The 10,266-nt window shown below is 42.8% G+C and carries 11 protein-coding genes; 8 read left to right on the forward strand and 3 right to left on the reverse strand.

Going from position 1 to position 10,266, the window contains the following annotated elements; genetic code table 11:
• The 3 genes from VIN08_RS02165 to VIN08_RS02175 form a co-directional block, all read left to right on the forward strand.
• On the forward strand, positions 1-424 hold a 424-nt coding region (locus VIN08_RS02165), incomplete at its 5' end, for a response regulator transcription factor (RefSeq protein WP_331959521.1).
• Between the two features lie 117 nt (positions 425-541).
• On the forward strand, positions 542-1,609 hold the full coding sequence (locus VIN08_RS02170) for a sensor histidine kinase (protein ID WP_331959524.1): 1,068 nt from the start codon (positions 542-544) through the stop codon (positions 1,607-1,609).
• A gap of 20 nt (positions 1,610-1,629) precedes the next feature.
• Positions 1,630-2,349, forward strand: coding sequence for an RluA family pseudouridine synthase (locus VIN08_RS02175; protein WP_331959527.1), 720 nt, complete (start codon positions 1,630-1,632; stop codon positions 2,347-2,349).
• 24 nt (positions 2,350-2,373) lie between these two features.
• On the opposite strand, the gene VIN08_RS02180 is transcribed toward VIN08_RS02175, so the two are convergent.
• Entirely contained in the window at positions 2,374-3,426 is a 1,053-nt protein-coding gene (locus VIN08_RS02180) for a ferredoxin--NADP reductase (RefSeq protein ID WP_331959530.1), read from the reverse strand.
• 396 nt (positions 3,427-3,822) lie between these two features.
• On the opposite strand from VIN08_RS02180, the gene rplM reads away from it, so the two are divergent.
• The 5 genes from rplM to VIN08_RS02205 all read left to right on the forward strand — a co-directional run bounded on the left by rplM (position 3,823) and on the right by VIN08_RS02205 (position 7,372).
• A complete protein-coding gene (gene rplM / locus VIN08_RS02185) occupies positions 3,823-4,266 on the forward strand; it encodes a 50S ribosomal protein L13 (protein WP_331959533.1) in 444 nt (147 codons plus the stop codon).
• Between the two features lie 4 nt (positions 4,267-4,270).
• A complete protein-coding gene (rpsI, locus tag VIN08_RS02190; protein WP_331959536.1) occupies positions 4,271-4,657 on the forward strand; it encodes a 30S ribosomal protein S9 in 387 nt (128 codons plus the stop codon).
• Positions 4,658-4,670: 13 nt separating this feature from the next.
• Positions 4,671-5,441 carry a 30S ribosomal protein S2 gene (gene rpsB, locus VIN08_RS02195; RefSeq protein ID WP_331959540.1) on the forward strand — a complete coding sequence of 257 codons (771 nt, stop codon included), beginning with the start codon at positions 4,671-4,673 and terminating at the stop codon, positions 5,439-5,441.
• A gap of 152 nt (positions 5,442-5,593) precedes the next feature.
• A complete protein-coding gene (tsf, locus tag VIN08_RS02200; protein ID WP_331959543.1) occupies positions 5,594-6,427 on the forward strand; it encodes a translation elongation factor Ts in 834 nt (277 codons plus the stop codon).
• Positions 6,428-6,514: 87 nt separating this feature from the next.
• Positions 6,515-7,372, forward strand: a complete 858-nt coding sequence (locus VIN08_RS02205; RefSeq protein ID WP_331959546.1) for a hypothetical protein — start codon at positions 6,515-6,517, stop codon at positions 7,370-7,372.
• Between the two features lie 32 nt (positions 7,373-7,404).
• Here the strand turns inward: VIN08_RS02205 and VIN08_RS02210 are convergent, their stop codons facing one another.
• Positions 7,405-9,543, reverse strand: coding sequence for an OmpA family protein (locus VIN08_RS02210; protein ID WP_331959549.1), 2,139 nt, complete (start codon positions 9,541-9,543; stop codon positions 7,405-7,407).
• Between the two features lie 161 nt (positions 9,544-9,704).
• Positions 9,705-10,266: amidohydrolase family protein (locus tag VIN08_RS02215; protein ID WP_331959552.1), on the reverse strand; the 562-nt coding region annotated here is incomplete at its 5' end.

Below are 10,266 nucleotides of genomic sequence, written 5' to 3' on the forward strand. Positions count from 1 at the left end.
CTCAGAAGAATACTCCGAAGTAGCAGCATTTGACGTGGGGGCTGATGACTATATCACTAAGCCAATCAAGCCTCGTGCTTTGATGAGCCGCATCAGTGCACTGTTCAGAAGAGACTCTAAAAAATCATCTCCTTCCAGCCTTATCACGATCGGCGAACTCACGATCGACCGCACCAGCTATACTATAAAAGTCAACGATAAGGAAATCAACCTGCCCAAGAAAGAATTTGAACTGCTATACTTTCTGGCGCAGAATCCTAATAAAGTATTCAGCCGTGAAGATCTGCTCCAGAATATTTGGGGGTCAGATGTATATGTACTCGCCAGAACAGTTGATGTTCACATCCGTAAAGTGCGCGAGAAGATCGGTGACGACTTTATCACCACGGTAAAAGGTGTAGGCTATAAATTCAGCCTGAATTAGTGAACCGTTAATTGTTATACGTTATCGGAAATGATCTGAAGATTTACGTATAACAATTAACGATTAACTAATACCGAATAACCGATAACGAATAACAGCCAACTATTATCTTCGGGCATGGTTTATAGTTCCCGCGGTCTTGCCCTCTTGTTAGCATGCTGCATAGCGCTGATCACTTCCCTGTTTCTTTCGCTTTTTAAAAGCATTGCTGCCAGCGCATTGCTGGTTGCGTTTGCCATTAGTTTCTCCGTTTCTTATTTACTGATATTTATCGTGCTGGAGTTTCTCATCTTCCGCGAGATCAATAAAATATATAAACTGATGGGTAAGCTCAAGAAGAAAGAGCTTGCCAAAATCGACAAACAGAAAACAGCGCCACTCAATCCGCTCAAGACTATCAATGAAGATATTTACTCTTTTGCCGAATTAAAGCAGAAGGAGATTGATGAATTGAAAAAGCTGGAAGCTTTTCGCAGGGAGTTTATTGCTGATGTATCGCACGAATTGAAGACACCTATTTTTGCTGCACAGGGATTTGTACACACACTTCTTGATGGTGCCGTGAACGATAAATCGGTGCGGAATAAATTTCTGAAAAAAGCTGCCAAAAGTCTCGATGGACTGGATATGCTCGTGCAGGATTTGCTCACGTTATCGCACATTGAAACAGGACAGATCAAAATGCATTTCGAAACTATCGATATGTATAAACTTACCGAGGAGGTATTTGAGCAGTTTGAAGAGAAAGGTGAGAAACGAAATATCAAACTACGCATAGAAGGTTCTCATCATAAAGCCCTGGTGTATGCCGATTGGCAACGCATCAGTCAGGTGATGACCAACCTGATCAGTAACGCGATCAAACATTCGCACGATGGCTCGGAAGTTATAGTGAGCTTCGACATCAGCAAGAAAAATGTTGTTACCAACGTGCGCGATACAGGCGAAGGAATTCCGGAAGAGCACCAGACACGCATTTTCGAGCGCTTTTACAGGGTTGATAAAAGCAGAAGCCGCGAAAAAGGTGGTACAGGTTTAGGGTTAGCCATTGTTAAACATATCCTGGACGGACACAACACTAAAGCAGAAGTAGAGAGCGAACCCGGTAAAGGTTCTACTTTTAGTTTTAAATTGCCGCGTGTTAAGCCGGAAGCGGATCATCAACATCAGTATCCGGCTGAATAAAAATTTAAAGCGCGCAGCATTTGAAGCCTTCCAAAATAAATTTAGAAGAACTCATCCTCTTCGAAGATGATGATTATGTTCTTATCAATAAACCTCCGTTTGTTTCTACACTGGAGGACCGCCACGATAAAGTAAACTTGTTAGGACTTGCCCGTGAGTATACAGACGATGCTCAGGTGTGTCATCGTTTGGATAAAGATACCTCGGGTGTGCTGGCAATCGCTAAAAATCCGGAAGCATACCGGCACATGAGTATGCAATTCGAGAAGCGTGAAGTGACCAAAGTATACCATGCAATAGTAGATGGTATCCATAATTTTAAAGACGACCTTGTTGATCTTCCTATACTCAAGCAGGACGATGGCATTGTAAAGATCAGCAAACGCGAAGGCAAACCTGCTCAGACGTATTTTACTTCTTTACAATCGTATAAACTTCACACACTGGTAGAGTGCAGACCTGTTACAGGTCGCATGCACCAGATACGTATTCACCTGGCTACATTAAAGGCATCTATTACCGGTGATGAATTATATGGAGGAAAACCTTTCTTCCTTTCGAGTGTAAAGCGAGGGTTCAACCTGAAAAAGCAAACCGAAGAGCAGCCGATCATGAAACGCATGGCACTGCATGCCTATGCCCTGACATTCGCTGATATAAAGGGAGAAACGCAAACAGTAAATGCTCCCTATCCAAAAGATATGCAGGCGTTGATAAAGCAGTTGGAGAATAATATATAGCGAAAGGTCTATTTACGGGAGTATTTATATTTCAAGCACAACATCACCTCCAACTGGATAACCAGAGCACGTAAGCACTCGCCCTTTCTGAATTTCGCTATCGGTTAGTACTTCATTGTTCCACATCCATACATGACCTTTCGTGCAGGTGGCTGCACAGGTTCCGCATTGTCCGGACTCGCAACTATAGGGAATAGGTATATTATTTTTCTTGGCTTGCTGAAGAATTGTCTCCGGAAATTGTACCTCGAAAGTATACCTGTTCCCTTCCATATATAGTGTTATCGCATGCTGCTCTTGATCGGGAGGAAATCTTTTTTGTACGGGTTTTACAATAGCAAAATTTTCTCTGCGGATATTTTCAGGAGGCACACCTTCCGTTTGCAATACAATCGTAGCCATGCGCATATAGTCGTATGGGCCGCAGAGATAAAACAAGCTTTGTGCATGATCATCATGCGAATATTTTTTTAGCAGATTTTCCAGCAGTCCTTTGTTAAGACGAGCACGTAACAGGTTGGGCGATGTGCTGAATAAAAACTCGATGGTTAATCGCTCGCTATACTCTTGCTGTAATCCGATCAGTTCATTATAAAATATAGTATCAGCAGCCGTACGATTGCTATAGATCAGCACAAGTTGCAGTGATGGATATTCCTGTAAGGCCCTTTTCAGCAAAGAGAAAATAGGGGTAATGCCACTGCCAGCAGCCAGCAAGATGAGGCGTTTATACTTACCCAGGTCATCGGGTAGCGTAAAATATCCGGAAGTGCCGATGGTAAGCAGAGCATCGCCCGGTTTTGCATGATCTATAAACCACCGGGAATATTCTCCGTTGGTAACGCGCTTCAATGTAATGGCGGGAACATCATCAATTTTTGGAGCAGTGGAGAAGGAGTAGCTTCTTCGCTCTTCAGCCAACTCGTGCTTCGGGAAAACAAAGGTGATGAACTGGCCCGCCTCATATTCCAGCGGTGAGCCGTCAGCATAGCCGAGTTTGAAGGTTTTTACATCCTGCGTTTCTGAAATAATATCCCGGATGATTATTTTTTTATAGACAGATGATAGTGTGCTCACAAGTTGTAACAGCAATAAAAATGCGTCAATGCCGGGGCCAAATGTATGGCGTTTTTAATTACTCCACAGTTGATAACTGTTAATTCATTATTTCAGAAAAACCGATAATCAGGCTACAGAAAAATCAGGAAATATTGTGCTGTGGGATGAACAATAGTCTCAGAAAAATGGAGGAAGGTGCTGTAAAGAGCAGAAAAAGTCCGAAATTTGTAATCCGAACATCAAAGTCCGGGGCCGCCAAAGGGCTAGTGACCAGTATCTTAGCAGTTTGTCAAAATAGTTTTAGTGGATTTTAAAGCAAATTCAAAATCCCGCTTGCATTTACCAGACAGGCAAATTACCTTTGTGTCCCTTTTTGAAAGGGGTAGTGTTTTTAATTGAATCTCTAATACTAAAATGGATCATAATAGCTATAAAACACTGAATGCCAACAAGGCTACAGTTGAAAAAGGCTGGATAGTGGTAGACGCAAACGCGCAAGTGCTGGGCCGTGTGGCTAGCCAGGTTGCCCGCATTATCCGTGGTAAGCATAAGCCAAGCTATACTCCCAATGTGGATTGTGGCGATAACGTAATAGTTATTAATGCTGAAAAAGTAAGAATGACCGGTAAGAAGTGGAACGATCGCGTGATCTTCACTCACTCAGGTTATCCGGGCGGTCAGCGTGAGCATACTCCTACTATGATCCGTTCTAAGCATCCTGAGCGTTTGATCGAGCACGCAGTACGCGGCATGCTCCCGAAGAACAGACTGGGACGCGAACTTTTCAGAAGCCTGCATGTTTATGCCGGTACTGAACACCCTCATACAGCTCAACAACCTAAAGAAATAAAGTTCTGATATCATGCAGATCATCAACACAATCGGTAGAAGAAAGACTTCCATTGCCAGAGTATATGTAAAACCTGGAAAGGGAGATATCAAAGTGAATGACCGTGATCTGAAGGAATATTTCCTTTCCGAAATTCACCAAACTACAGTAAAACAACCTCTTTCTACCGTGAAGGTGGAAGGTCAGTATGATGTTACGGTAAATGTTGAAGGTGGTGGTGTAAAAGGCCAGGCTGAAGCAGTTCGCCTCGGTATCGCCCGCGCACTTGTTCAGTTCAACACTGAAAACAAACCTGCCCTGAAAAAAGAAGGTCTGTTAACCCGCGACTCCAGAATGGTAGAGCGTAAGAAGCCGGGTAGAAGAAAGGCGAGAAGAAGATTCCAGTTTAGCAAGCGTTAATCATAACAAGAGAATGGCTGAAAAATTAACATATCAGGATCTGTTGGATGCAGGTGTACACTTTGGTCACCTTACCCGCAAGTGGAACCCGAAGATGGCTGAGTACATCTTCATGGAAAATAACGGTATCCACCTTATTGACCTGAACAAAACTTTAGCATGCCTTGACGAAGCTGCTTTTGCTCTGAAGAACATTGTTCGCTCAGGCCGCAAAATCATGTTCGTAGCAACTAAGAAACAAGCTAAAGATATAGTAGCAGAAGAAGCAAAACGTCTTAACATGCCGTTCGTAACAGAGCGTTGGTTAGGTGGTATGCTTACCAACTTTGCTACAATCCGCAAGTCATTGAAGAAACTCGCGCAGATTGAGAAGCTGATGAAAGATGAAGCTTTCAACAATCTGGCAAAACGTGAGCGTCTTATGGTGACTCGCGAGAAAGCTAAACTTGAAAAATTGTTGGGCGGTATAGCAGACCTGAACAGACTTCCTGCTGCTTTGTTTGTGATCGATGTAAAGCGTGAGCACATTGCAGTTACTGAAGCTCAGAAACTCAACATACCAGTGTTTGCATTGGTTGATACAAACTCTGATCCTACTGGTGTTGACTTCCCGGTTCCTGCGAACGATGATGCTTTCAAATCAATCTCCATCCTTACCAAACATATCGGTAAAGTGATTGAAGAAGGACTGATGGAGCGCAAGAAAGACAAGGATGACGCTGCTCAGAGAAAAGAAGAAGACGAGAAAAGAAAAGTAGATACTGCGGTAGAAGAAACCAAGTAATTACAAAATACGCTGATGTGCCAAGTTGCAGCAATTGCACGCGGTAGTCATAATTAATGCAATGATAATGCACTAAACATCGGCCCCAAGCCGGTGTTTAGTTTTTTTAGGGAGTTCAAAAACATAATCGTAAAATATAAAATCGTAATACTATGTCAGCTATTTCAGCACAAGATGTAAACAAGCTCCGCCAAATGACGGGTGCTGGTATGATGGATTGTAAAAAAGCCCTTGCCGAAGCCGAAGGTGATTTTGATAAAGCTATAGAGATATTAAGAAAGAAAGGACAGAAAGTTTCTGCTTCCCGCTCTGACAGAGAAGCAAAAGAAGGTTCTGTATTCATTAAAGTTAGCGATGACAAAAAAGAAGGTGTATTGATCGCGCTGAATTGCGAAACTGACTTTGTAGGAAAGAACGAAGAGTTTCAGACTCTTGGTAAACTAATTGTAGAAACAGCATTCGCTAACAAACCTGCAAGCAAAGAAGCATTGTTGGCGTTAACTGCCGGCAGCCTTACGCTGAATGACAAGATCGTTGAACTGGTGGGTAAGATCGGTGAGAAGATCGAAGTGAGCGAGTACGTTCACATGAAGGGTGAAGCGATCGTTCCCTATATCCACGCGGGTTCTAAACTTGGTGTGCTGGTATCACTGAAAGGTGTTAACGGTAAAGATGTAACCGAAGCTGGTAAAGATGTAGGTATGCAAATCGCTGCGATGAATCCTGTAGCGGTTGATGAGAAATCAGTAGACCAGTCAATTATCGAGAAAGAACTTGAGATTGCTAAAGCTCAGATCCTTGCTGAAGGAAAACCTGAGAACATGGTTGACAAGATTGCACAAGGTAAACTGCAGAAGTTCTTCAAAGAAACTACACTGTTGCACCAGATCTTTGTAAAAGACAATTCAAAAACAGTTGCTCAATACCTGGATAGCGTAACCAAAGGATTGACTGTAGCGGAATTTAAGCGTGTAGCTATCGCTTAAAAAAATATACTCTCCATTGGAGCAAAAGCCTTTTCAGTATTCGCTGAAAAGGCTTTTTATTTATACTCTTTTTGAAATATATACTATATGCCAGTTATAGGATTACTCACCTGCCAACGTCTGCCACAACTGCACGAAGCCGATCAGGCACTTATTCCCCTGTTTGCCAGTAAAGGTATTACAGCCAAACCCGTTATCTGGAATGACGAAGATGTTCGCTGGGAAGATTATGATTGCCTGATCATCCGTAATACATGGGATTACTATACACAAAGCGATACATTCATTGCCTGGCTGAAACGGATGGGAGAGAAGAACGTGAAATTGTTCAATCCTGTAAGGATCGTGCAGCAGAACCTGCACAAGTTTTATCTGCGAACATTTGAGGAGAATGGCGTGCGCATTATACCAACACTGTTTTCATCGGCAGCTTCACCAATCTCCTTCGAAGCATTGCAAGTAAAGCAATGGGGAAAGATTGTGATCAAGCCTGCTATATCTGCCGGATCATACCTTACTACAACATTTGAGTTATCAGAATTAACAAAGCAGAGCTTTGAAGAGATTGTAGCCGGTAATGATTGGTTGATTCAGCCATACCTGCCTGAGATTACAGAGCAGGGTGAGCTATCCATGATATTCTTTAATGGTATATTTTCGCATGCTATAGTAAAGAAACCTAAAGAAGGAGACTTTCGCGTGCAGCGACAGTATGGAGGTAAATATCAATTATTTCAACCATCCAATGAATTACTGGATGTCGGTAAAAGAATTATAGCACAGGTAAATCAATCGCTCCTGTATGCTCGTGTTGATGGTGTAATGATTGGAAATGATTTTTACCTGATGGAGTTGGAGCTGATAGAACCTGATCTTTACTTTGAATTTGATGATGCAATAAGAGAACGATTCGTAAAAGCGGTAATGGAACAGTTGAGTCAATAGTATATACCTGGTATATATAGTAGTGGATGAAATTATCCCTTCGACTCAATAATTTCTATCTCTGTTCTGCGGTTTATTGCGCGGCCACCTTCTTCGTCATCGTTACTTACTATCGGGCGTTCTGATCCATAGCCTTTTGCACTGAGGCGCGCAGAATCTATACCATGCTCTATCAGGTAAGTAACAACGGCCGTAGCACGCTTCAATGAAAGGGCTTTGTTGGTTTCCGCATTTCCGGTGTTATCAGTATGGCCGTTGATCTGTACGTTCAGATTCGGATTAGTGATCAACAGTTCTTTGATGTTCTCAACCTCTGCCAGTGATTCAGCTTTGAGATCGGATTTACCTATATCGAAGAATATATTTTTAAGTACAACTTTAGAACCCACCTCGGCTTTTACCATAATGATGTGGGTATCAATCTCCTGATACTCGGCAAACTCGGGCAAGCTAAAGTTGATCGAGTTAAAGAGATAGCCATCACGCTCAGTTGATACACCATAGTTACCACCGTGTGGAATGGTAATTTCAAAATCACCGGTCTGCGGATCAGAGTACATCTTGGTAACAACCTTGTTAGAGATGTTATCTACCAGAAATATAGTCGCACCCAACGGTTGGGCTGTAGTCTCATCAATTACTTTTCCGCGAAGAATTGTAACAACCTTTAAATCTTTTTTGGCTTGTATACTTGGATCAACAAAGTTATCGGTTGGTTTAGTCTCTGCTACTACGGGTTGTGTTACCGGAGGAGGTGTAACAACCGGAGGCGTTTCAACTTTAGGTTCTTCTTTCTTCGGCTCTTCTTTAGGTACCTCTACCTTCGGTTCTTCTTTCGGTACTTCTACTTTGGGTTCTTCTTTACGAACTTCTATAGTGGTGGTTGATGGCTCTGTGCTGGCCAGCAGTACAGGTTCTTTTTCTTCTTTTGCAGGCGGAAGAAATGTTATGGTATATATATCTGCGCTTCCTAAACCTTCTGCGCGCAGTGTAGAGTAGTAGCCGGTCTTCTTATCTTCTGATATACTGAAGAATCCATCATACTCAATGGAGTTTACAGGATAGCCGAGGTTTACCGGACGTTGCCATTTGCCATCTTTATATTCACTCTTGAATATATCGTTGCTTCCCATGCTGGGGTGACCATCTGAAGAGAAATATAGTGTAACACCATCGGGATGGATAAAAGGCGAGTCTTCATTGCCTGGTGTGTTGATGGCGCTTCCTAAGTTTACCGGCTTGGCCCAGTTTCCTTTCGCATCCAGTGTACTCATCCATATATCCAGTTCACCTTTTCCTCCGGGGCGATTGCTGGAGAAAAATAATTTCTGTCCATCCGCTGATATACAGGCAGAGGTTTCCCAGAATAAAGGTGTGTTGATGTTTTTGTTCAGAGGCTCTGGTTTTGTCCACTCACCGGCTTCGAGGTGCGAAGTATATATATCACCGGCACCATCTTCGTAGTATAAGAAGAGTGTTTTTCCATCGGCAGAAAGCGAAGCTGCTGCATCGTTAAACTTGATGTTGATGTTGGGGCTGATCTTCTCAGGAGCTCCCCACGTATCCCCTGTCTTTCGCGCTATATATATATCTTCGAAGTTGGTACCGCTCTTGATCTTATAGTCGTCTGTTGATCGATTGGAAGTAAAGATCATTGTCTGCCCATCGCTGCTAACAAGCGGTGAGTATTCATTGAAGGCAGTATTAATTCCACCGCCTACATTTTGAATAACAGCGCGTACCGGTTTGCGTGTTAACGAGTCACCAATCTCGCACTCGTAGATCTTTTGTGTGGCGATCTCATATAGTTTTTTGTTCTTCGAGCGAAAAGCTTCATAGTGATCGCGTGCTTTGGCATACTGGTGATTGTTCTGGTATGCCATCCCCAGGTAATAATCAATGTCTTCGTCTACATTCGATTTTGCCTGTACTGCTTTTTGAAGATAAGGAAGCGACTTGGATTTAACTTCTGTATACAGGTAGCATAAGCCGATCTTGAAATTCGTCATGGCATCATCGCCCGGACCTGCTTCGAGATATGACTTCAAGGCATTCTCATAGTCTTTCTTAGCGAAGAGACGATCTCCCTTTTCAATGAGGTTTTGTGATTGACCACAAAAAGGAATTGCAAGGCCAAAAACAAGTAGCGTCAGGTACAGTAGCTTATCCATGCTGATGGATAGAAAATTGATTTCGAAAAGGTTAAAAAATCACAGTAAATATATTGAAAAATACCCCGGCAAACACATCTATCTGTCAAGGACTTGGCGATACTGATGCGCACTGGTCGACCGCTGTGAGGTCTGCAGAGCTACTAACGAAGATTGCGTGCTCAGGATGTCTTCTTTTTTCCCTTAAACCCGGCTCCCCGTATTACCCGTCCTGGTTTTGCTCCGGTATGCTCTCCATTATTTAAAACTTGTATACCATTCACAAAAACATGTATCATACCTGTGGAGTACTGGCGGGGCTTCTCGAACGTGGCATAATCCTGAATTTTAGCAGCATCAAACAGCACGACATCGGCATAATATCCGACCTTCAATGAGCCACGTTTTTTTACTTTCAGGTTCGATGCCGGAAGCGATGTTAACTTTCGAATAGCTTCCTGCAGCGTTAATAATTTTTCATCGCGCACATATTTACTCAGCACGCGTGCAAATGTACCATAGCTGCGCGGATGAGCACCTTCTTCCATATTCTTCTCATCAATGGTTTCGGAGCCTCCGTCTGAACCAAAGCTCACATACGGCAACTGTATAATACGTCTTACATTTTCTTCCGATTGCTGATGATACAGTGCTTCGATCCGTGAGCGGTCGCGTACGATAAGATCAACCACCGTTTCATCTGCATTCTTGCCATGCAGGCGAGCTACTTCACTCAATTTTTTT

Origin of the sequence: Ohtaekwangia sp., from assembly GCF_036568665.1 — a bacterium.
Lineage (GTDB): Bacteria > Bacteroidota > Bacteroidia > Cytophagales > Cyclobacteriaceae > Ohtaekwangia.